23 protein-coding genes and 2 pseudogenes are annotated in these 20,381 nt (G+C 67.8%); 18 read left to right on the forward strand and 7 right to left on the reverse strand.

Translation table 11 applies throughout. The annotated features are described in order from the left end of the window. Window positions 1-222 precede the first annotated feature (222 nt). Window positions 223-816 carry a recombinase family protein gene (locus tag OH809_RS44760; protein WP_331743646.1) on the forward strand — a complete coding sequence of 198 codons (594 nt, stop codon included), beginning with the start codon at window positions 223-225 and terminating at the stop codon, window positions 814-816. Further along, the gene (locus tag OH809_RS44765) at window positions 813-1,730 is read left to right on the forward strand and encodes a hypothetical protein (protein WP_331743649.1); all 918 of its coding nucleotides are present in this window, start codon (window positions 813-815) and stop codon (window positions 1,728-1,730) included. Before OH809_RS44760 ends, OH809_RS44765 begins: the two co-directional genes overlap by 4 nt. Window positions 1,731-1,791: 61 nt before the next feature. On the opposite strand, the gene OH809_RS44770 is transcribed toward OH809_RS44765, so the two are convergent. Continuing rightward, on the reverse strand, window positions 1,792-2,076 hold the full coding sequence (locus OH809_RS44770; RefSeq protein WP_331743652.1) for a hypothetical protein: 285 nt from the start codon (window positions 2,074-2,076) through the stop codon (window positions 1,792-1,794). 153 nt (window positions 2,077-2,229) lie between these two features. On the opposite strand from OH809_RS44770, the gene OH809_RS44775 reads away from it, so the two are divergent. From OH809_RS44775 to OH809_RS44795, 5 genes are all read left to right on the forward strand, one after another. Beyond that, entirely contained in the window at window positions 2,230-2,355 is a 126-nt protein-coding gene (locus OH809_RS44775; RefSeq protein ID WP_406425604.1) for a hypothetical protein, read from the forward strand. A gap of 231 nt (window positions 2,356-2,586) precedes the next feature. Beyond that, window positions 2,587-2,967, forward strand: a complete 381-nt coding sequence (locus OH809_RS44780) for a hypothetical protein (RefSeq protein ID WP_406425602.1) — start codon at window positions 2,587-2,589, stop codon at window positions 2,965-2,967. A 232-nt stretch (window positions 2,968-3,199) separates the two neighbouring features. Further along, window positions 3,200-4,090 carry a DUF6895 family protein gene (locus OH809_RS44785; protein WP_331743658.1) on the forward strand — a complete coding sequence of 297 codons (891 nt, stop codon included), beginning with the start codon at window positions 3,200-3,202 and terminating at the stop codon, window positions 4,088-4,090. An 877-nt stretch (window positions 4,091-4,967) separates the two neighbouring features. Then, a complete protein-coding gene (locus OH809_RS44790; RefSeq protein ID WP_406425600.1) occupies window positions 4,968-5,855 on the forward strand; it encodes a hypothetical protein in 888 nt (295 codons plus the stop codon). A 387-nt stretch (window positions 5,856-6,242) separates the two neighbouring features. Next, a complete protein-coding gene (locus OH809_RS44795) occupies window positions 6,243-7,163 on the forward strand; it encodes a hypothetical protein (protein ID WP_331743666.1) in 921 nt (306 codons plus the stop codon). Window positions 7,164-7,626: 463 nt separating this feature from the next. Here OH809_RS44795 and OH809_RS44800 read toward each other — a convergent pair whose 3' ends face one another. Then, window positions 7,627-8,223 carry a recombinase family protein gene (locus OH809_RS44800; protein WP_331743669.1) on the reverse strand — a complete coding sequence of 199 codons (597 nt, stop codon included), beginning with the start codon at window positions 8,221-8,223 and terminating at the stop codon, window positions 7,627-7,629. A gap of 248 nt (window positions 8,224-8,471) precedes the next feature. On the opposite strand from OH809_RS44800, the gene OH809_RS44805 reads away from it, so the two are divergent. The 7 genes and pseudogenes from OH809_RS44805 to OH809_RS44835 all read left to right on the forward strand — a co-directional run bounded on the left by OH809_RS44805 (window position 8,472) and on the right by OH809_RS44835 (window position 13,108). Next, window positions 8,472-8,876, forward strand: a complete 405-nt coding sequence (locus OH809_RS44805) for a GntR family transcriptional regulator (protein ID WP_331743672.1) — start codon at window positions 8,472-8,474, stop codon at window positions 8,874-8,876. Further along, window positions 8,873-9,769 carry an ABC transporter ATP-binding protein gene (locus OH809_RS44810; protein WP_331743675.1) on the forward strand — a complete coding sequence of 299 codons (897 nt, stop codon included), beginning with the start codon at window positions 8,873-8,875 and terminating at the stop codon, window positions 9,767-9,769. The genes OH809_RS44805 and OH809_RS44810 overlap by 4 nt, the downstream gene beginning before the upstream one ends. After that, the gene (locus OH809_RS44815) at window positions 9,766-10,773 is read left to right on the forward strand and encodes a transporter (RefSeq protein WP_331743678.1); all 1,008 of its coding nucleotides are present in this window, start codon (window positions 9,766-9,768) and stop codon (window positions 10,771-10,773) included. Before OH809_RS44810 ends, OH809_RS44815 begins: the two co-directional genes overlap by 4 nt. A 105-nt stretch (window positions 10,774-10,878) precedes the next feature. Further along, complete coding sequence (locus OH809_RS44820; protein ID WP_331743681.1) at window positions 10,879-11,904, forward strand: site-specific integrase; 1,026 nt, start codon at window positions 10,879-10,881, stop codon at window positions 11,902-11,904. Then, the gene (locus OH809_RS44825) at window positions 11,904-12,221 is read left to right on the forward strand and encodes a helix-turn-helix transcriptional regulator (protein WP_331743683.1); all 318 of its coding nucleotides are present in this window, start codon (window positions 11,904-11,906) and stop codon (window positions 12,219-12,221) included. Before OH809_RS44820 ends, OH809_RS44825 begins: the two co-directional genes overlap by 1 nt. Before the next feature lie 21 nt (window positions 12,222-12,242). Next, window positions 12,243-12,554, forward strand: a pseudogene (locus tag OH809_RS44830) (Tn3 family transposase); the annotation flags it as partial. Window positions 12,555-12,703: 149 nt separating this feature from the next. Then, complete coding sequence (locus tag OH809_RS44835; RefSeq protein WP_331743685.1) at window positions 12,704-13,108, forward strand: nuclear transport factor 2 family protein; 405 nt, start codon at window positions 12,704-12,706, stop codon at window positions 13,106-13,108. 230 nt (window positions 13,109-13,338) lie between these two features. On the opposite strand, the gene OH809_RS44840 is transcribed toward OH809_RS44835, so the two are convergent. From OH809_RS44840 to OH809_RS44855, 4 genes are all read right to left on the reverse strand, one after another. Continuing rightward, on the reverse strand, window positions 13,339-14,217 hold the full coding sequence (locus tag OH809_RS44840) for an ABC transporter substrate-binding protein (RefSeq protein ID WP_331743688.1): 879 nt from the start codon (window positions 14,215-14,217) through the stop codon (window positions 13,339-13,341). A gap of 104 nt (window positions 14,218-14,321) precedes the next feature. Next, a complete protein-coding gene (locus tag OH809_RS44845; RefSeq protein WP_331743692.1) occupies window positions 14,322-15,077 on the reverse strand; it encodes an SDR family oxidoreductase in 756 nt (251 codons plus the stop codon). Beyond that, window positions 15,074-15,520, reverse strand: a complete 447-nt coding sequence (locus OH809_RS44850) for a hypothetical protein (protein ID WP_331743695.1) — start codon at window positions 15,518-15,520, stop codon at window positions 15,074-15,076. Before OH809_RS44850 ends, OH809_RS44845 begins: the two co-directional genes overlap by 4 nt. Window positions 15,521-15,531: 11 nt before the next feature. Next, window positions 15,532-15,624, reverse strand: coding sequence for a TetR family transcriptional regulator (locus OH809_RS44855; RefSeq protein ID WP_331743698.1), 93 nt, complete (start codon window positions 15,622-15,624; stop codon window positions 15,532-15,534). Window positions 15,625-16,136: 512 nt separating this feature from the next. Between OH809_RS44855 and OH809_RS44860 the strand changes: the two genes are divergently transcribed. The 4 genes and pseudogenes from OH809_RS44860 to OH809_RS44875 form a co-directional block, all read left to right on the forward strand. After that, the gene (locus OH809_RS44860; protein ID WP_331743701.1) at window positions 16,137-17,060 is read left to right on the forward strand and encodes an NADP-dependent oxidoreductase; all 924 of its coding nucleotides are present in this window, start codon (window positions 16,137-16,139) and stop codon (window positions 17,058-17,060) included. Between the two features lie 43 nt (window positions 17,061-17,103). Further along, entirely contained in the window at window positions 17,104-17,445 is a 342-nt protein-coding gene (locus OH809_RS44865; protein ID WP_331743704.1) for a hypothetical protein, read from the forward strand. Then, a complete protein-coding gene (locus OH809_RS44870; protein ID WP_406425594.1) occupies window positions 17,442-17,855 on the forward strand; it encodes a hypothetical protein in 414 nt (137 codons plus the stop codon). The genes OH809_RS44865 and OH809_RS44870 overlap by 4 nt, the downstream gene beginning before the upstream one ends. A 63-nt stretch (window positions 17,856-17,918) precedes the next feature. After that, window positions 17,919-18,281 (forward strand): annotated as a pseudogene (locus tag OH809_RS44875) (Tn3 family transposase); the annotation flags it as partial. A gap of 136 nt (window positions 18,282-18,417) precedes the next feature. Here OH809_RS44875 and OH809_RS44880 read toward each other — a convergent pair. Beyond that, complete coding sequence (locus OH809_RS44880; protein WP_331743709.1) at window positions 18,418-20,238, reverse strand: hypothetical protein; 1,821 nt, start codon at window positions 20,236-20,238, stop codon at window positions 18,418-18,420. Window positions 20,239-20,381: the final 143 nt, after the last annotated feature.

Consider the following 20,381-nt stretch of genomic DNA (forward strand, 5'->3'; position numbering starts at 1 on the left):
TCACCTTATGGGAAGCCGCGTTCGGCGACATCCTATGCGGAGGAGATCCCCGAGCAGGATCCAACTGTCCTTTCGCGGCCTCTTGGTTGTGTCCGTTTGAGGACCCCCCAACGAACAATTGTGATCTTGCTCGACGGGAGAGATCGACCTGCGCTGACGGCGTCTCATTTAGGGTGTCCGGTGATCTGTACGCTGAGCGGGGGCTTACCGTACGCTCCGGGCATGAGCGAACGCGTCGGCTACGCGAGATGCAGTCTGGACAAGCAGGACCTCACCGCCCAGCGCGAGATCCTGCTCAGCCTGGACGTCCCCGAGGACCGGATCTACCTGGACCACGGGCTGACCGGCACCAATCGCGACCGGCCCGGCCTGGCCCAGGCCCTCGCGGCCGTACGCGCCGGCGACACCCTCGTCGTCCCGAAGCTCGACCGCCTCGCACGCTCGGTACCCGACGCCCGCGACATCGGCGACTCGCTCACCGCCCGCGGCGTCAAGCTCTCGCTCGGCGGCACCCTCTACGACCCCGCCGACCCGATGGGCAAGATGTTCTTCAACATCCTGGCCACCTTCGCCGAGTTCGAGGTCGACCTGTTGCGCATGCGTACCCGCGAAGGCATGGCGGTGGCGCGGGCCAAGGGCAAGCTCAAGGGGAAGCAGCCCAAGCTCACCGCCCGCCAGCAGACCCACCTGGTCCAGCAGCACCAGTCCGGCGAGCACACCATCGCCGACCTCGCCGAGCTCTTCTCCGTCAGCCGCGCCACCGTCTACCGCGTCCTCGAACGCGCCGGACATGGCCGTACGGGAGGATCGGCATGAGACGACGAGAGGCCGAGCTCGACCGGGACATAGCCGCGCTCCTGGCGGCCAGGGCATTCACCGAGATCCGGCATCTGGCCGGGAGCCCACAGCGCGTGGCGCAGGACGACTCCCATGACGAGATTCTGGACCGCATCAGGTTCCTGGCCAACTTGAGCCACAACCTTCCGGGCGTCGCACGGCCACGTCCCAGGAGGCCCTCCCGCCAGGGCAAACCCCTCGGGAGCTTCGACCAGGCGATGGCCGAACGACCGATGAGCTGGGTCTGGAACACCGCCGGCCCGGAAGCCCGCGCATGGATGCTGCGTCACATCGAACAGCCAGGGCGAACCTGGACGCCACCCCCGCCACTGCCGCAATCCCGCAAGGACCCGTCGCCGATGACGCCGCGGCAACGGGTGGACCTTCTGCTCAGACGCTGGCCGGTCAAGGCCCCCGCCGGGCGCCAGCCACTACCCACAGAAGCGAACACTCTCAAGTCCCTCGACACCGAAGCGGTCTGCGCCTTGAACGACGAGGCCCGACGCCTCCGGCTCGGCCTGAGTGGAAGCGGATCATGGCTCCGGGCCCATCTTGCCCCCGACGGCGTCCACTATCTGCTCCCGGATCCGGCGAACTACTACTGGCCCGGCAACCCGAACGGTCGCGGTGGCGAAATCGACTGGTGGCAGTGCACCACGCTGCTGCAGATGTACAACGGAGAGCAGGTCAGCGGCATGGTCGCCGTACTCCCGGAGACCTTCACAGCATTGCCCTCGACCCTGCCCCGGAAGGACCAGCTCCGACTCGCCCACCACGTCCGCTCCATCGAGCGAGACACCTCCCAATGGGGCCGAGACCACAAGGCCGAATGCGCACCGCAGCTTTGCGGCTACGTGTCCGAAGCAACCGACAACGCTCCGACGACCACATGACCGCCGGTCAGCCGCGACCCCACCATGATCGATCTCAGCACCAAAGCCTGCACCGGGACTACTACCCGCCAGACATCTCGGTGCTCGGAGCAAATTGCAGTCCAGCTGCAGCAAGGAACTCGGCGAGCTCGACAATGCCCCCATCGGTGCCATCATCCCACTCGACCAGGAGCTCGGACTCTTCCCCGTCCCAGGTGTCGATGTCGTCGCTGGGATGCCGTTCGACGCTCCCGACGCCGTGCCGGTAGCGCAGGTACAGATACTGCCCCTCGACCGTCCACGCGTCCCACTGGGACGGGTAGGCCGAGCAAGTCTGCACAACCCGCGCGAGAGTCAGATCCGCCATGCCACCAAGCCTTCCGACTGCCCGTCAAGATCTACTGCGAGTCCCGTGCCGAGTCGAGCAGGGGCTGCACATTATTCCCCGGTTACAGAGAGCTACTTGTCACTTCGCGGCAGCTTCGGGAGTGGAGGGCCGATACCGAAGGGGTCCGGGGAAATGGTCGCGGCGACCATCCGCACCGTCTTCATCCAGCCCACCGCCGAAGCCGTCTATCACCACCTCAATGCGGTGGCCGACATGCTCGGGCAGCAGTTTCCCGAGGTTAAACAGATGCTGCTGTAGGCCAAGGAGGACCTGACCGCCTTCGCCGCCTTTCCCGTTTCCCACCGGAAGAAGATCCAGTCGTCGAATCCCGTCGGGATCGCGTGATGGCACAGTTGCGACCACGGGAGAGTCCCCCTGACAGATGGGCCGAAAAAGTAAAATGACGTTTTGTTTGGGCTTCTTCTAGGGAGGCATATGTTATCGGAATATTCCGAGGAAAATCGCCGCCCGGCACAGAATGGAGCGATCATGTCAAATCCGAGTTCCTGGCTTCCCGTGGTTGTGCGGAATCAGTGGGGCGGGACCATCACGAGCCTGACGGCGAACCACCGTTACGACACCGACCATTACGACAACCACAGTTGGGAGTCCGTGGAGAACGGCGGTGAGGCGAACGGTATGCAGGCCGGTTTCTGGACTGGTTTCCTGCGCACCGGAAAGGATTACTGGAACGTGACCTTCCGGGCCGATGGCCAGAACTGGACATGCAAGGACGACTTCTACTGCTTCCTCACCAGCGCCGACGCGGAAAGCGGTGGTCCGGTGACGATGACCATCACGAAGGACAACCTGCATGTCGCACCGCCGAAGTCAAACGCGTGCGATGTCTCGCTGCACCAAGTGGGCTGACCGAGCACAGGACGACCACGCGCGATGACCGGGCTGGGAGACGTGGTCGCCCTGGCCGCAAGGGCGCTGGGAATCGAACCCGGCCCGGGGTGCGGCTGTCGCCACCGTAGGGATCTGCTCAACAAGATGTTCCCGTTCCCGCGATGGCTGCGCGGCGCAGGACGCCGGCACGCCCCCCGCCGGAACTGACGCCGCGTCTGTGGCGGTACCGGTGAATGCCTTGTGAGGGTAGATGGCCGCGATGGATGGCAGCATGCGTGCGGCACGTCGTCTTTGTCAGTGGCTGGAACAGCATGTGCCGGACTTCTGCACCGACACGCACCGGCTCGACGGGCTCATAAGAGTTGCGGAATTCACGATCGTTCTCCTCGGTCTGACCCGCCCTCTTTCCTCGGGAGCCTCAGGCGACGTGTACGCGCGTTGGGCCCACGGCGTCGCCGACGTCCTCTGGGCTGATCTGCACCGCAAGGAGAAGTACGTTCTCCGCTCGCTCGCCGCCACGCGATCGGCCCACGCGCGTGCTCTGCTTTTGCCGTTCCCGGCACTTGAAACGATCACACGGCGCAGGTTCGACAACCACGCGATGGTGAGGGCCCTGCTCTCCGAGGGAGCGGGCCGCACGGGACATCTGGAGGTGGACGTGGCCTTCACCTGTGACGTGGCGGGCTTGGGGGACTGCAGGGAGGCGACGTGTACGCGACTGGCCGAGCTCTCGGGCGCGGCCGGGCCGCCGGGCGAGTCCGTGCAGGGCATGTACGACCTGACTCATCTCGCCTTCTACGCGACCATACTGGGACGGCGGGCCGCGCATTGGAGTCCTGGCATGGCGGGATGGGCTCGTGCCTTTCTGGAAGAGGGCGGGGCCGTCTTCCTCCGCCGACATGATCTCGACCTTGTGGCGGAGTGCGTGATGAGCCTTCTCATCACCGGATCCCCGATAAGCCGTTACGTTCATGACGCAGCGGAAGCCCTAGCCGCCGTCGCAGAAGATGGCAGCGGTATGCCGCCACACCCCCGGCATGCGGACGACGCAAGCAGCGCTTTCGCTAATCGCTACCATCCGACCCTGGTCGGGTTGGCGGCGCTGGCCGAGTACGACCGGCGAATGCCTCGCTCCCGGTGACTGCAGGCCACGTGACGGTCGCCGACGCGCTGTGTTCCCTCATTGGGCGACTCTGCCAGGGAACTTGACTCTCCTTGATCATTTCCCTTGGCGCCACCGGCGGGGCCTGGCCAGTTCGTGGTCGTCGAGGTATTGCTGGAACGCCGTCGGTGGGCGGGGCAGGTAGGTGGAGTCCGTTGGTGGTCCAGCGCAGCAAAGCGCCGCATCAAGATCAATTGCCTCTGACTGCAGTTGCCGCACGTCACCGTCTTCGTTGCTCGGGTGGGAAGTGCGGGTTCCGCCCGCCCGCAGTACGGGACGCTCCCGCATCCTGTCGACGTTTCCCTCCTGCTCGACGGGAGCTCATAAAGTAGGGCCTGACCAGCGCTTTTGCTATGTTCGGACTGCGGGGTACGCACTGTCAGTGATGGCCTTTACCGTTTTGGGTTATGGCCAATGGTGTGTTCCACACGGGATACGGCATCAAAATTGAGCTCACACATCCGGATCTCGGGCACCCCGATCGCCCTGATCTGCTCGACGAGATTACTCAGCCGATCGACAAGCGCGACCGTGAACTTCTCCAATGCCTTCAGCACTATGAGCTGGGCAGGTGCCAGGCAGAGGACCATGACCGCTCGCCCTGGATGGCCATCCGTCGCCGGACGGTAGAGGGCCGGACCACCTTTCAAGTGATTCCCCAGGTACTGGCTGGCGGCAGGGTCATTGCATCGAGGAGATCGGTACGGTGTGCCCTTCTCGGCCGTGACGTGACGTCAGGGCCCGTTCTGACGTGGGGCTGCCCTGAGAAACCGTGCAGGCGGTCGGGGGATCATGTATTTGTCGAAGCCTCAGCAAACTCCTCAAGCGGCGATCGCGCACCGCGTATCATCCGCCCATGTCGAACGCGATATCCGGCGGCCCGGAGACGATGCTGGCAGCAGGCGGCACCACGGCCCGGTTCAACGGGGCACGACTGCGGATCGTCCGGGGCCGAACGATATGGACCCTGCCGGTGCGGGCTCTTCGGTCCGCAGAACTGACCCCGACGGGGGCAGTGCGGATCACGATCAGCGGTGCATCGGGCCAGGCCGCCCAGCACGGCCTGGGGTTGGCCGTGGAACTGCAAGCTCCCAATGCGCGTGCCGCCGCGGCGTTCCTGGCGCAGTTGACGGCCGCTCTCGCGACGACCGAGCCCGCGGCAGACGGGCATGCGCTGGTGCGCGTGGAGACGCAGCCGCAGCGTCAGCTTCAGTTGGGTCCGCGCGCCCAGCAAGCGGTGAGGATCGCCTACGTACTGCCGCCGTACGCACTGCTGCTGTTCCTGCTGGGCCTGTTCAGCCCCCTGGACCGCGGCACAGCCGCAGGAACCCTGACCGTGGGCGGCGTCATGGGCCTGGTCGGCGGCATCCCGCTGTGGCGCGTGGCTCGGCGCGTGCTTTCGCTGTGGCTGCTGCGCAAGCGCGGGGTCGGCGTGGTCGGCAAGGTGACCGGCTACGTGCATATCTGGGACAAGGGCGCACACCTCTGGATCTTCTCCCGGATGACGTTCACTACCCTCGACGGGCAGCGGATGCGGGATATCCCGTCGGTCGTCACCGTCTGGGGCCTCTCCGACCAGGCATACAGCGGGCAGGTGGAGCTCAGCTACGACCCTGAGCACCCCACCCGTGCCAGCCGCCCTCTCACCGTCGGCTTCGCCTTCCGCACCCTGCTCCTCGCCTCGGTGGCCGCGATTCCGGCGACGGCCTTTGTGATCTGCGTCCTGGAAAACTTGCCGTTCTGAACGACTCGGCCGGCCGGGCCGTCAGCGGACCAACTGGCGACCGCCGTGCGCCATGGCTTCGAGCGGGTCGGTCCGCTGGGGACCTGGGTGCACGGCTGGACCGGCTTCCCGGCGGCTCGAGCTGCCGTTCGCGAACCGCCGTCCCCATGGGGAAGCATGACCGCGGGGGTGGGGAATTATCTGACGCCGAAAGCACTTGAGGTGGGGAATTGCATGACCGTCGACCCCATCGCGCTGGCGACGCCCAAAGGGCGCCCTTGACTGCGGCTCCTACCCTCGAACACTTCGGAGTCGGGCGGCCCCGACCACACCACGCCCGTCCGTTCTTCCTCTGTACATCAGCCTGTACGCGCCTCTGCACCACAGCCCGTACGCCGACACAAGCCCGTGAAGCTCACCGAAGTCCGTGCGCGAATACCGCGACACGCTTCCAGCCGTCGGGTCGCCGAGGTCCTCACCGACCTGGAACTTCTGGAAGATGACAGCGCCTTGGCGATCCGCTCCTGGATCGACGACCGCGCCGCCGAACTGCCCGCCGGGTTCGCCAGCGACGTCCGTGCCTGGCTGCTGGTCCTGCTCGACGGCGACAGCCGTGCCAAGCCCCGGTCCCACACCTGTCTCTACGTCTACTTCGGCTGCGTTCGCCCCCTGCTGGAGAACTGGGCGGCGACCCGTGGGCACCTGCGCGAGATCACCGTCGCCGACGTTACGGCGGCGCTGTCACCCCTGCGCGGATGGCAGCGGCGCAACGCGATCGCCGCACTACGCTCACTGATTCGCTTCGCCAAGAAGCGCGGCCTGATCTTCGCCAACCCCACCACCCGCCTGAAGGCCGAGGATATCCAGCGCAACCTGCTGCCGATGACCGACGCCGAGGTCCTCGCGGTCCAGCGGATCGCCTCCACCCCGGCGCAACGGCTGATCGTGGCCCTCGCCGCCGTCCACGCCGCCCGCGCTACGGCCATCCGACGCCTCACCTTGGACGACCTCGACCTGCCCAACCACCGGATCACCATCGCTGGACACGCCCAACGGCTTGGTGAACTGTCTCATCAGACCCTGCTGGCCTGGCTCGCCCAGCGTCGCATCACCTGGCCGAAGACTCCCAACCGGCACGTATTGATCAACGCGAAGTCGGCCCTGGGAACCGGGCCTGTCAGTGCCGAATACCTCAAGCGGCGAGGGGAGTGCCGGTTCGTGCTGCTGCGATTCGGCGGGCGCGCAGCTGAGCTCGTGTGCGGGGACGGAACTTGGGTTCCTTGCCGCAGCCGCACGGTTCTCGGCCTTCGTAACGCAGTCCGGCGTTGAGAACCGCGGCCACGACGGTCCACGCCTTGGTGTCCCGACGCCGTGGTGCCGCGAAGTCGTGGCCGGCACAAACCATTGGTTCTGAGCATCGAGGGCATCGGTGCTCGCCGGGACTGGGATGCCGCTTGTACGCGACGCGGCAGAGCACGCACGCGTAATGCAGCTTGTAGGGCTTTTCGGCGTAGTAGCACACGAGATGAACGTACCCGGCAGCGTGGCGGCTGGCGAGATGGTTTTCGTGGCCCAGATCATGGCTGGTGAGGATCCGTTTCGGAGATCGGCATCAGATGAACAGACCGCCGAGAGCGAATAACTATCCTGCCGATTGAGAGGCGACGAACGCACCGCACTTTCGAGCCTGCCTGCCGAAGACGCCGTGGGTTCCCGGTGAAATCCCCTCAGTCACGCTGAACTCACGGCCGACGCGCCGGTAAGAACCGTGCCACCAGCCGCAAACGAGCGGTCAGGGCTTCGTGACCGCGGCTCTCTTCGGCTGGCGAGGCACGGTCTTGGCCTTGTCGAGGTGCCCGTATACCGTCGACCTCGGCACGCCGAACAGGTCGGCGATCTGCTGGACGGTCTTCTCCCGGGCGTCGTAGAGCTGCTGGGCGAGCGCCGCCTGGTCCTTGGTGAGTTTGGGCCGGCGCCCGCCGACCCGGCCGCGGGCCCGTGCGGAGGCGAGCCCGTCGTTCGCCACGATCAGTTCACGCTGGAGCTCGGCGAGCACGGACAGCATCCCGAACATGGCGCGACCCTCCATGGTGGAGGTGTCGATGCCCTGCTCGATGACGTGCAGCCCGATGCCGCGCTCGCGCAGGTCGGCGCCGAGGGTCACCAGGTGCAGTACGGAGCGGCAGAGTCGGTCGAGCCGTGTGACCTTCAGTGTGTCGCCCTCGCGCAGCAGCTGCAGGACGAGGTCGAGCTTCGGGCGGGATGCTTTCGCGCCGCTCGCGGTGTCGACGTGGATGTTGTCGCGGTCGACACCGGCCCGCAGTAGGGCGTCGATCTGATGATCAGGGTTCTGGTCGGCGGTGGAGACACGCGCGTAGCCGATGAGCATGTGTCGGAATCTATCGGCCGGACCGTTCACCGACGTTGATTTCCGACGCGGGTTGTCGACGTTCCCACCTGCGGGTTCGCGATCAGGGACCTGAGTGTCGGCAGACGGTCGTTTCTCGACACCCGAGCGAGGTCTGGCGAGCGCCAACCTTGCGCGGCTGGGCCCCTCGGTGTCGGGCGGCTGGCGCCGCAGCGCACGCCTTGCCGAACGACCGACGTAGAGGGCTATAGTGCTAGGCAACTAGATAAATGGAGGAACCGTTGATTGAGTTCCATCTGAACAGCCGGTCCGGCCTGCCCCCATACCAGCAGTTGGTCCAGCAGGTACGGCATGCCCTGCGCCTGGGCCTGCTGAAGGAGGGCGACAGGCTGCCCACGGTCAAGGACGTGGCCAAGCAGATGGCGGTCAACCCGAACACGGTGCTCAAGGCGTACCGGGAGCTGGAGCACGACGGCCTGGTGGCCGCCCGCCCCGGGGTGGGGACGTTCGTGACCCGGACGCTGGCCGACGCCTCGCTCGCCGCGCACGGCCCGCTCCGCAGGGACCTGCAGCGCTGGCTGACCAAGGCCCGCCTGGCCGGGCTCGACGAGGAGAGCATCGAGGCACTGTTCGTGAACACCTTTCGCAACGCAGCCGGAGAGGACGTAGCGTGAGCGCCGTCTTGCGAGCCCAGGGCCTGGGCAAGAGGTACAAGCAGCGCTGGGCGCTGCAGAACTGCGACCTGGACGTCCCCGCCGGCCGGGTGGTCGGCCTGGTCGGCCCCAACGGCGCCGGCAAGTCGACCTTGTTGAACTTGGCCTCCGGCATGCTGACTCCGACGGCCGGCACCATCGAGGTGTGCGGTGGCCGTCCTGCCGAGGGTGTGGAACAGCTGGCCAAGGTCGGTTTCGTGGCCCAGGACACCCCGACCTACTCCGCGCTGAGCGTCTCCGACCACCTCGCCTTCGGTCAGCGCCTCAACCCGAACTGGGACGACGCCGTGGCGCGCGACCGGATCCGTCGCCTCGGTCTGGACCCTCAGCAGCGGGCCGGCAAGCTGTCCGGCGGCCAGCGCGCGCAGCTCGCTCTCACCCTGGGCATCGCCAAGCGCCCGGAACTGCTCATCCTGGACGAGCCGGTCGCGGCCCTGGACCCGCTCGCCCGCCGGGAATTCATGCAGGACCTGATGGAGGCCGTCGCCGAGCACGAGCTGAGCGTCGTGCTCTCCTCCCACCTGGTCTCCGACGTGGAGCGGACCTGCGACTACGTCATCGTCCTGGTCGACTCCCGGGTGCAGGTGGCCGGCGACATCGACGACCTGGTCGCCTGCCACCACCGGCTCACCGGACCGCGCCGGGACCCGGACACGCTCCCGGCCGGTCAGCACGTCATCACCGCCAGCCACACCGACCGGCAGACCACCCTCCTGGTGCGTACCGACACCGCGGTCCACGATCAGTCCTGGACCGTCAGCCCGCTCGGTCTGGAAGACATTGTCCTGGCCTACATGACCCGGCCCGCCGATGCGGTCCATGACACCCGGCCCGCGCTGGAGGTACTCCGATGATCTGGCTGACCTGGCGCCAGTTCCGCACCCAGGCCGCCGTGATGTTCGCCGCGGTGGCTGCCCTCGCCGCCACCCTCGCGGTCACCGGCCCGCAGCTGGCCGACCTCTACCGAGCTGCCGGCAGCAGCCTGGTGGACCGGCTTTCCAGTTCGGACCAGACCCTCTACTACGCCGGACTGCTGGTTGTGCTTGCTGTGCCGGCGGTCATCGGGATGTTCTGGGGCGCGCCGCTGATCTCCCGTGAACTGGAGACCGGCACCCACTACCTTGCGTGGAACCAGGGTGTCACCCGCACCCGCTGGCTGGCGACCAAGCTGGGCCTTGGTGCGGCGGCCGCCATGACCGTCGCCGGACTGGCCAGCCTCGCGGTGAGCTGGTGGAGCAGCCCCATCGACCGGGCTGTCAACGGCGGTGGCGCGACGGACACGTACTTCCCGCGGCTCGACCCCGTGGCCTTCGCCGCACGGGGTGTCGTCCCCATGGCCCATGCCGCCTTCGCCTTCGTCCTGGGCGTCACCCTCGGCCTCGTCATCCGCCGCACCCTGCCCGCGATGGCAACCACGCTCGCCGTCTACGCCGCCGTCCAGATCTCCGCGCCGATGTGGATCCGGCCCCACCTGGCTGCCCCGGACCGGACCACCGTGCCGATCGAGCCCGGCGGCGCCCCCATCAGCATCCAGGAGGGCGCCAAGCAGATCGTCGCGCATCCCGAGGTGCCCGGTGCCTGGGAAACCTCCCAACAGACGCTGAACGCCGCAGGTCAGCCTTCCACCGTGCCGTCGTCCTTCGCCGACTGCCTGCACACCGAGTCGGGCCCGCCCACCCTGCAGCAATTCGACCGCTGCCTCGCCGACCTCGGCGCCCTGGGCTACAAGCAGCAGGTGACGTACCAGCCCGCCGGCAACTTCTGGGCCCTTCAATTGGCCGAGAGCGGGCTCTACCTCGGCCTCGCCCTGGCCCTGACCGGGTTCTGCGCCTGGTGGATCCGCCGCCGACTGACCTGACAGACGTCACCACTACGGGAGTAACCGCGAGGGGCAGCCGGGACCCGGCTGCCCCTGATCGACGGCCTGCCGCTGCTGCGGCCGGACGAGCAGGTCTTCGAGGCGATGGTGAAGGGATGGCGCAATCAGCAACTCGCCAGGAATCTCTCGCCGGGGTACGTCGGCGATCAGAAGCGTACGGTCCGGGCCTTCACTCGCCATGCCGATGCGATGCCGTGGCAGTGGAGGCCCCAGCACGTCGACAAGTGGTCGGCCGATCTGCGGGCTGTGCACGGGTGTGTCCGGTCAACCTTGCGCAACTACCAGGGTTCTGTGCGCCAGTTCTGCAACTTCCTGACCAACCCGGCATACGGCTGGGCCGACGAGTGCCTGCGGCACTTCGGTACGCATCCGGTGCAGGTGGTCTACGAGTGGAACGCGGCCGCGCACGCGGACGAAGCCGAGGGCGAGCCGGAACGGCGGGCATTCACCCGGCCCGAGCTGGAAGCGTTCTTCGACCATGCCGACGAGGCGGTCCTGCGCGTTCGCGGCAAGGGCCGCAAGGGCTGGCTGCCGGCCTTCCGTGACGCTGCGCTGTTCAAGACCACGTACGCCTACGGTCTGCGGCGCAACGAGACCCGCATGCTCGACCTGACCGACTTCGGCCGCAACCCGGAGGGCCGAGAGTTCGGCGAGTACGGCACCCCGCTCGTCCGCCACGGCAAGGCCAAGAAGGGCTCACCGCCCAAGCGCCGCAGTGTGCTGACCGTCTGGCACTGGACACCCAGCACGGTCGAGGAATGGATCAGTGAGGTCCGGCCCTGGATACGGCACTCGACCGGTCCGGCTCTCTGGCCGTCCGAGCGAGGCCCGCGGGTCGGGCTCCAGCGGCTGGACTCCCGCTTCGCCACCTACCGCGACGCCCTCGGCCTGGACCCCGCGCTGGAGTTCCACTCACTGCGCAGGTCCTACATCACCCACCTGATCGAGGACGGCCACGATCCGCTGTTCGTCCAGCAGCAGGTCGGCCACGACCACGCTTCCACCACCGCGATCTACACCTGCGTCTCCTCCGACTTCCGCACCCGATCCCTGCGTCGTGTCCTGGACGCCACCATCGAGGCCGCCCTGCGGCCGGGAAGGACCTCGTGATGCCACGCCAGATCAGCTACCGGTGGCGCCTGCGTGAACTGATGGCTGCCCGCGGCATGTTCACCGTCGGAGAGCTGACGTCACACCTGACCGAACGCGGCATCACCCTGTCCTCCTCCCCGGTCCACCGCCTGGTCTCCGGGACCCCGGAACGGCTGTCGCTGCCCGTGCTGGCCACGCTCTGCGACATCCTCGACTGCACTCCCACCGACCTGATCGCCACCGCGGCCCAGAACCTCCCCGTCCGCCGCGCAGTCGGCGAGGAAGCGCCGATCGACCTGACTGCCCGCCGGCCCAAGCGCGTCCGCCTCACATGAGCCCGGCATACGACAACCGCGCAGAACGAGCAGGCGTGGTGCCTGACCGTCGTGACGAATGCCGTCATTTGCTGGCACACGGAGTACATGGGCCTGGCCGTGGACGAGTTGCGCGGTGCGGGACGTGAGGTGGACGGCGAGGTGCTGGCGCACGTGTCCCCGGCCCGCAGCTCGGTGGTCAACTACTACGGTTCCATCACCGTCGACTACGAGCGCGGACTCGCCCAGCTCGACGAACGCGGTCACCGGCCGCTGCGAACCGTGACCACCGACGATCCCGTCGCCGGCCTCGGCACCAAGGATTTCCACGCATCACGAGTTGTCCGATCTTGATCCGCAGTGTCCTAAAGCCGAGTCGCTGCCTTGGCGATCTACGCTGTCACCGTTGCCCATTACGTTCAACGGCCCGGCGTCCTGGGGGAAGCCTCGAAGTGTTCCCAGGTCCCCGGATCGATCCGGCCGCCTGCAGAGGGGACAGTGCGATGGATGCTGACATCCGGACCAGGGCCGCAGTCGAGGAACACTGGCGGGCATCGGAAGGTGGGGATACCGAAGCCGAGCACGCCATCTACGCGGCGGACGCGATCCTCGACTACCCCCAGTCAGGTGAACGATTCCGGGGCCGCGCGACGATTTCGGCGCAACGTGGCGGACACCCTGCCAGTCGGCACTTCACTGTCCACCGGATCGTTGGCAGCGGGGATCTGTGGGTGAGCGAGTGCGTCATCACGTACGACGGGGTACCCACCTACTCAGTGAGCATCATGGAATTTGCCCACGGGCATGTGGTGCACGAGACGCAGTACTTCGCGGACGCCTTCGGTGCGCCTGAATGGCGGACAGCACTCGCGGAGCCGATGCCGGGCAAAAATATCGCCAAGGCCTGACCCAGGGCTAGCTTCGATCGTTCATGATGCTGTGACAGCTTGCTGACGCGGGCTCTGGGCTTTTGCGGATGGGTGTGTTTTGTCTTGTGGGTGTGGCGCGGCCCGAGTGTCGACTCGGGGGGGCGCACGGCCGCCTCCAGCTCCTGGCCAACTAGCGGCCGCAGGGGTCTCTGCGTGGGTGGTCTTGAGGTACTGCCCGCGCTTTGGCAGCGCCGACGTCGCCCGGGTTTCTAGGGTGTGGTGGTTGCGGTGCGGTAGAACTTGGCTGCGGTGACGGTGGCGGGGACGCCGAGTTCGGCGGCGACCGCAGTGATCGCGCTGTCGCCGACGGTGAGGTCGGCGTGGCCGTCGGTGGTGAAGTACGGTGCGATGAACCTCTCGTAGTGGGCTCGGACTTCATCCTCGGTCTGTCCGCCGAGGAACGTCCGCATGTGCCGCACCGTGGTGTCGGGGTCGTTGTGGATCACCTGCAGGGCGCGCCGGTGGGCTCGTACGACGGCCTGGACCGCGGGGTCGTCCGGGGAGATGTAGGTGGGGTCAACGGCCACACCCACGGTGGGGATCTGGAAGTGGTCGCCGACCCAGGCCGGCACCTGCCAGCCGTGCTCGGCGGCGACCGCCTCAGGTGCCATGGTGCTGCCGACGTAGGCGGCGTCGATGCTGCCGTTGTGCAGGTGGCGCAGGTCCATGCCGTAGTCGCCGGGATAGCGGACAACGGTGTGGACGTCGCGGTCCGGGTCGAGGCCGGCCTGGCGCAGCACGATCCGGGCGAAGCACCCGGGTGGGGTGTGGGGGGCGTGGACCGCGAGCCGTTGGCCGGCCAGGTCGGCCAGGGATGTCAGGCCGGGGCGGGCGAGGAACCAGAACAGCGGGTGGTGGGTGTTGACATTGAGTGCGACCCACGGGGTGCCGTCGGTCAGCCGGGACAGCAACGCCCTGCCGAGCCCGATGGTGGCGCAGCGGCGCAGGCGCTCAACGTCCCAGGAGCAGCCGTCGCGCAGCCCGACGTGGACGCCCTCGTCGGCGTAGAAGTCCTCCTGATCGGCGATGTAGGCGGCCAGTTCCTCCTGCAGGCCCCGCCCGACATAGGCGAGATCGATCGTGTACATGAAGCTCTTCCTTGATCGTGTCATCGCCGCGCCGTCCCGCGCGGGCGCGGTACGGCGCGGCGTATCGTGCTGAGGTGACGGTGCGGCGGATACCGGTCGGGCTGTCAGTCCATCGACATTCCGCCGTTGACCGAGGCCGTGGTGCCGGTCATGAAGACGTTGTCCTCGCCGGCGTAGAAGGCGACCGCTTGGGCGACATCGGCCGGGCGTGCCAGGCGGCCCATGGGGGTGAGGGCCACCTGCCGCTGCTTGATCTTCTCGTCGAGCGCGGACCCCATGCGGGTGTCCTCCACCGGGCCGGCTGCGACGATGTTGACCGTGATGCCCTGCGGGCCCAGTTCCTGGGCGAGGTAGCGGGCGAACTGCTCCAGGGCGGCCTTGGCCGCGCCCAGTGCGATCATGCCCTGGCGGGGCCGGCGGCTGAGGCCGGTGCTGATGTAGATGATGCGTCCCCAGCCCTGTTCAGTCATGGCGGGCAAGACGGCCTTGGTAACCGCGAACGCCGCATGCATCTCGGCGTCGATCTTGCCGCCCAGTTCTTCCCACGTCATGTCCTGGAACGACTTGACCGCATACGGGATGAGCGCGTTGTGCACGAGCACGTCGATGCCGCCCCAGGCCGCCTGGACCTGCTCGACCATGCTCTCGATCGCCGCCGGCCCGCGCACGTCGGCCTGCACGGCCATGGCCTGGCCGCCTGCCGCCTCGATGTCGGCCACGACCTCCTCGGCCGCCTTGGTGTTGCGGAGGTAGTTGACCACCACGCGCATCCCTCGCGCGGCCAGAAGGCGCGCGGTGGCCGCGCCGATTCCGCTGCTGGCCCCTGTCACCAATGCGACTCTGCCGGTTGCCCCGGTCATGGGCCCACCTCCTGTTCGTCGTCGCGGGCCGTCGGAATGACCGCCCGGAGTCCTTCGCCGTCGGTGCCGCGGTCTGCTGAGCGGATCGCCCCGTGGAGCACGGTGTCGACGGTCGCCCGCAGCAGATCGGCTGCGGTCCAGTCGAGTTCGTGCGGCAACTGCGAGTTGAGCAGCCGCTCCAGCGCGCCGCGGGTGATCTCACTCAGCAGCTCGGGCGGTGCCGACGGCAGTCCCTGCCGGTGCCCGTCCCGGAACAGCTCGTCGAGCCTCCGGTAGACCATCGCATCCGCACGCTGCTCCACGTACTGGCGCAGCATCGCATCACCCCGCCCCGTCGCGAGCTGAGCTGCGCCGATGCGCCCGAGCTCGCTGCCTGCCGCGATCAGGAAGCGCTGTACCCGCACCTCGAAGGGCTGCCCTTCCGCGCCCTCGGCCGCTGCCACCAGCGTGCGCTCTACCCCGCGAACTGCCGATCCAGCACCGCGGCCAGCAGGCTGCGCTTGTCCGGGAAGTGACGGTAGAGCGTCTTCTTGCTCATCCAGCTCACGGGCGAGACCGTCCATGCTGACCCGCCCGGAACCCGGGGCGAGGAACAGTCGGCCGGCCGCCTCCACGATCACGTCAGCGCGCTGCTCGCCACTGTCGGAAACTTGAGAAACTGATTTAGTTCTATGGTTCTCATGGTGGCTCCCCGTCCCTGCGCTTTGCAAGGCGCGCCTTCTGGGCAGGTGGGGCTACGTGACCGAATGCCGTGATCTTGACCGGCGCGGAGGAAGGCCGCCTTGGGGATCAACAAAAGCGTGATTGGCGCCGACATTGATCTTGCTTGCTACTCCTCCTCTGAGCGCTGCAGGACGCCCCGAGTGCGGCAGGCACTGCTGGCGGGCGCGTAACAGCTCGGGCAGTCGTGACGTCCAGCGCCAAACGTGGCCTGATTGGGCGTCACAGACGGCAGTCCGTCAGAAGCGGCAGCAGGCAGGCTGCGGGAGTTCGTGGCAGCCTGTTTCCAATCGCTCGAAGGGGGCGAAGCCTGAATCACCACTGGAGAGAGGACCTGGCATGCAGGCCGTCGCCGTTCGAGACCGCGCCGCCGGTGTTGAGGGAATGTCGCTGACGGAGGTGCCCTACCCCCACCTCGCCGAGAACGACGTCATCGTGCGTGTGCATGCCGCTGGGTTCACCCCGGGGGAACTCGCCTGGCCGGGAACGTGGACGGATCGCGCCGGGCGCGACCGGACGCCGAGCGTGCCTGGACACGAGCTGTCGGGCGTCGTTGCCGAACTCGGGTACGGCACCACCGGTCTCTCGGTGGGCCAGAGGGTGTTCGGGCTGGCCGACTGGACCCGGGACGGCTCGCTGGCCGAGTACACCGCGGTGGAGGCTCGCAATCTGGCCCCGCTTCCGGCGGACGTCGACCACACGGCGGCCGCCGCACTGCCGATCTCGGGGCTGACCGCCTGGCAGGCCCTGTTCGACCACGGCCGGCTTACCGCGGGGCAGACCGTCCTGGTCCACGGGGTCGCGGGCGGTGTGGGGTCGATCGCGGTGCAGCTCGCGCGTGAGGCGGGGGCGCGGGTGATCGGCACGGGCCGGGCCGGCGACCGGGACACCGCTGTCGGGCTGGGCGTGGATGCCTTCGTGGATCTGCAGGCCGATCGACTGGAGGGCGTCGGGGAGGTCGATCTGGTCCTCGACGTGATCGGCGGCGAGGTCCAGGAGCGCTCGGCCCCGCTGGTGCGGGCCGGGGGCACGCTGGTCACCATCGCCTCGCCGCCCGAGGTCCGTCCGCGGGACGGCCGGGCCGTCTTCTTCGTCGTCGAGCCCGACCGTGCCCGGCTCGCGGACCTGGTCCAGCGGCTCAGGGACGGACGGCTCAAGCCGATCGTCGGCGAGGTCAGGGCGCTGGCCGAGGCACCCGCCGCGTTCGCCCCGGGCCGCCACGCCCGTGGCAAGACCATCATCCGGGTCATGGACGGCGGATAACCGGCGGCAGAGCGCGCGGGCAGTCCGGACAGCGGAGCCTCCGGTGAGTGAACGGTTGCCCCCGAGTCTGGGCACCGGCCGAGAGATTCGCGCGGTCCTCACCGAGCTCCTGCCAGGCATCAAGTACACAACCAGCGGTTGGGGCGACTACGAGGGCCCTGGCTTCTCCATCAGCACGCCCATCAACGAAGCGGATGACGAACCGGTCCACGGCGACAGCGACGCAGCAGCTCACGCCGCGCTCGCCCTCGCCGATGCGCTGAACGCACGTGCCTTCGAGACCGGATCGGGAGAGTTCCTCACCGCGGAGTCAGCACACTCCGCGTTCGACACCTGGCGCGCATACCGTGACCGAGTTCTGGCCCAGTACAAGGATCACCGATGAACAGCGACGGCGCCGAAACGGAGCCGACCGTGGACTACGCCGATCGGCGCCAGTACTGCACAGCCGTCGCCGAAGCGCTCACCGATGCCGGCATCCCCCCGACTGAGCGATGGGACGAGTCCGGCGGCACCGCTTTGTATTGGACGGAAGGCGACCCGGCCCTGGAACACGGGCCGTGGACGCACGGGGTCGTGGTCATCTGGGGCACGAGGGGCGGCCACCGCGGCTGGGGCTGCGCGCCGCTGGATGCGAAAGGTGACCCCCTCCTGACCGCCGTGACCTGGCTGCCGATCCACCCCAAGGCCGCCCCCTCCGTGCTCGCGAATCAGTTGCCCCGTCTGTTCGCTGGTGGCGTCAGTGCACTGGCGCCCGGGGGCGAGCACCTTCCTGGCTCGGGAACTCACCCCTAACGAATAGCTGCCCTACCAACACCGAGGCCGTGCACCTGCTGCAGTTCATCTCGGATCGGCGAGCAGCTGAATATCACCGAGGCCCGCCACCGACTCGCTCGGCGGATCTTCTTCGGCCAGCGCGGCGAGCTACGGCAGAACTACCGCGAGGGCATGGAGGACCAGCTCGGCGCGCTCGGCCTGGCGCTGAACGCCGTGGTGCTGTGGAACAGCCTCTACCTGGACCGGGCGGCCAAGCAGCTCGCCGCGGACGGCTTCCCCGTCACCGACGACCTGCTGGCTCGCCTGTCCCCGCTCCAGTTCGACCACATCAACTTCCTCGGCCGGTACGCGTTCTTCCGCCTGCAAGAAGCTGGCCTCAGGCCACTGCGTGACCCCTCAGCCAGCGAGGAAGCCACCAGGGAGTTGCCCTACTCCGGTGACTGAGCGCCACGCTTGGCCTCTCGCTCATGGTGCTCAGTTGCAACAGCGCCACACCTCGGACGACCTTGGCCAGTGACTGGCCAAGGTCGTCCATGTGATTACGCAGTTCAGGACGTGTCGGTGGGACGAGGGCGGCTGGTTAGGCGCTGCCAGGCCACGGGAACCCGAGTTCCTCGGCGCGCTCACGGCTGCCGCCGCACACCCGTGCGTAGGACTTCGGGTCCTCTTCAGCCAGTCGGCGCAAGGCGGCAGCGGCCTGTGCCTCGGGCGGGGTGCCATCGTCCGGAATGACCCAGCGGAACTGGAGGGGACTGTCGGCTCGTTCCGGACTGCCAGACGCCAGCCCCGGCACGTACCAGAAGGTCACCACGGCGGTGTCGGGGTCGTCGAAGCCACTGCTGATCCAACCTCGGCCTGCATCCCATCGGCTCAACAAATCCGGCTCCTCGATCAACCCCGCCTTGATCAGGCGGGCGATGGTGCGAGCTCGCCAGGACCAGGAGCAGTCAGTCTCCGCCCTGGCGATCTCCGTGTCATAGACGGAGACGTCGAACCGGTAGGCGGGCAGCTCCGGTGCGGGCTCGCGGGAGCCCGGCATGGTTTGCCGCCAGTTCTCCCACACCACGTGGTCCGCGTCTCGCCGGATGGTGACGTAGAGCGCGCCACAGCACCCCTCAGTGCAGTAAGCCTCCGCGAGTTGCACCTCGCGAGGCTCCATCCCGGCCCGCAGCCGACCGTCGTCCAGCAGGTACTCGGGGCTGTGGGCGGGCCCGCGGCCAAACACTGCTGGAACCACCGGACGGCCATCGATGAGCACGCGTGCCTCGACGGGTTCCCGGTCCGCGGGGTCGCCGGCCACCACCTCGATGCGGAATTTGGCGGGCGTGGCCGGGCGCTTGAACGGCTGCCGTCCGGTGCGGCGGATCCAGTCGGCTCGCAGCCGCTGGTCCGCCTCGCTTCCGGTGGCGCCTGCCACCGCCCATCGGGGTTCGGCCAGCAGGCGCCCGAGCGATTCCAGCAGTGCCGCGCGCCGCCCAGGCGGCCAGTCCAGCAGCACGCCGGTGCCGCTGCTCAGATCCAGGGCGAGCGACAGCAGCATGGCAGCGTTGTCGAGGGTGGGCGGCAGCAGACCGGCTCGGCTGACGACGCTGTCGTACGCGCGGAGCGCGTCGCGGTAAGCGAGGAGGTCGGTCGGGTCGTCACGTGAGCACCCCATCCGGACGAGCAGCCTGCCCGCGCGAGCGAGCAGGTCGGTGTCGGAGGGGCGGTGGTCGAGGATGTCGGGCAACTGGGAAGCCTCCGCGATCCGGCGGGCGACCGCGCTGCTGACGAAGCGGGGTGAGATAGGAAGCGCGACCAGCTCCGGGCACACGGCCTGCCGGTTACCTCTCCATAGGGCGTGGACGAGTGGCTGTAGTTCGTCACGGCGGGCGTAGACCGCGAGCCACACGACGGCCGCGGATTGGCGATCGAGGATGTCGAGCGCGTTGACCGCTGGGCCGGTGAGATCTCGGAGCAGGCCGAGAACGGAGAGGTACGGGACGTCCTCGGGCTCGCCGAGGCGGCCCAGCAGGGCGATGCCTGCGGTGACGGTGGGCATGGTCGTACCGGTCTGGCTCAACCTCCGTCCCAGGGTGCGGGCCACATCCACCTGTTTGGCTGGCATTGGCAGCCCAGCGACGGTGGACCTGATCAGGTGCCTGTGGCGATCCTGAATGCCGAGTCGTTCGAAGCGGCGATGCAGGGTGGTGGGGTCGTCCGGGAGTGGGCTGAGCGCCTCCCGGATGGCACTCTTCGCCTCTTCCCGAGAGAGCGGATCCTCGCCCGTTGCGGTCTTCTGGGGCAGGGAGTAACCGCGCCGGGGCGGGACTCCATCGGGGGACTCGCGCAGCAGATGCAGGGCGTGGTCATACAGAGCGGTCGGGGGAGTGAGCGCGTTGCGCTCTTCCTGGGCGCTCACCGGGTGAAGTGGGACTCGATTCCATAGGTCATGTGCGCAGCTTGCCAGCCGGTCAGCACCGTGTCGAAGGAATTAGTGAGGCTGCAGCGGGTTCCGACCTCTTCAACAAACCATGGTTTCTTGAGGATCGCCGGGTGTCTGCG

Origin of the sequence: Streptomyces sp. NBC_00873 (assembly GCF_045207415.1) — a bacterium.
Classification (GTDB): domain Bacteria; phylum Actinomycetota; class Actinomycetes; order Streptomycetales; family Streptomycetaceae; genus Streptomyces.

What these genes read in the sequence shown, in the direction of transcription:
- OH809_RS44760 (WP_331743646.1), top strand. Translation starts at nt 223, where the DNA reads ATGAGCGAACGCGTCGGCTACGCGAGATGCAGTCTGGACAAGCAGGAC.
- OH809_RS44765 (WP_331743649.1), top strand. Translation starts at nt 813, where the DNA reads ATGAGACGACGAGAGGCCGAGCTCGACCGGGACATAGCCGCGCTCCTG.
- OH809_RS44770 (WP_331743652.1), bottom strand. Translation starts at nt 2,076, where the DNA reads ATGGCGGATCTGACTCTCGCGCGGGTTGTGCAGACTTGCTCGGCCTAC.
- OH809_RS44775 (WP_406425604.1), top strand. Translation starts at nt 2,230, where the DNA reads ATGGTCGCGGCGACCATCCGCACCGTCTTCATCCAGCCCACCGCCGAA.
- OH809_RS44780 (WP_406425602.1), top strand. Translation starts at nt 2,587, where the DNA reads ATGTCAAATCCGAGTTCCTGGCTTCCCGTGGTTGTGCGGAATCAGTGG.
- OH809_RS44785 (WP_331743658.1), top strand. Translation starts at nt 3,200, where the DNA reads ATGGCCGCGATGGATGGCAGCATGCGTGCGGCACGTCGTCTTTGTCAG.
- OH809_RS44790 (WP_406425600.1), top strand. Translation starts at nt 4,968, where the DNA reads ATGTCGAACGCGATATCCGGCGGCCCGGAGACGATGCTGGCAGCAGGC.
- OH809_RS44800 (WP_331743669.1), bottom strand. Translation starts at nt 8,223, where the DNA reads ATGCTCATCGGCTACGCGCGTGTCTCCACCGCCGACCAGAACCCTGAT.
- OH809_RS44805 (WP_331743672.1), top strand. Translation starts at nt 8,472, where the DNA reads ATGGAGGAACCGTTGATTGAGTTCCATCTGAACAGCCGGTCCGGCCTG.
- OH809_RS44815 (WP_331743678.1), top strand. Translation starts at nt 9,766, where the DNA reads ATGATCTGGCTGACCTGGCGCCAGTTCCGCACCCAGGCCGCCGTGATG.
- OH809_RS44820 (WP_331743681.1), top strand. Translation starts at nt 10,879, where the DNA reads ATGGTGAAGGGATGGCGCAATCAGCAACTCGCCAGGAATCTCTCGCCG.
- OH809_RS44825 (WP_331743683.1), top strand. Translation starts at nt 11,904, where the DNA reads ATGCCACGCCAGATCAGCTACCGGTGGCGCCTGCGTGAACTGATGGCT.
- OH809_RS44835 (WP_331743685.1), top strand. Translation starts at nt 12,704, where the DNA reads ATGGATGCTGACATCCGGACCAGGGCCGCAGTCGAGGAACACTGGCGG.
- OH809_RS44840 (WP_331743688.1), bottom strand. Translation starts at nt 14,217, where the DNA reads ATGTACACGATCGATCTCGCCTATGTCGGGCGGGGCCTGCAGGAGGAA.
- OH809_RS44845 (WP_331743692.1), bottom strand. Translation starts at nt 15,077, where the DNA reads ATGACCGGGGCAACCGGCAGAGTCGCATTGGTGACAGGGGCCAGCAGC.
- OH809_RS44860 (WP_331743701.1), top strand. Translation starts at nt 16,137, where the DNA reads ATGCAGGCCGTCGCCGTTCGAGACCGCGCCGCCGGTGTTGAGGGAATG.
- OH809_RS44870 (WP_406425594.1), top strand. Translation starts at nt 17,442, where the DNA reads ATGAACAGCGACGGCGCCGAAACGGAGCCGACCGTGGACTACGCCGAT.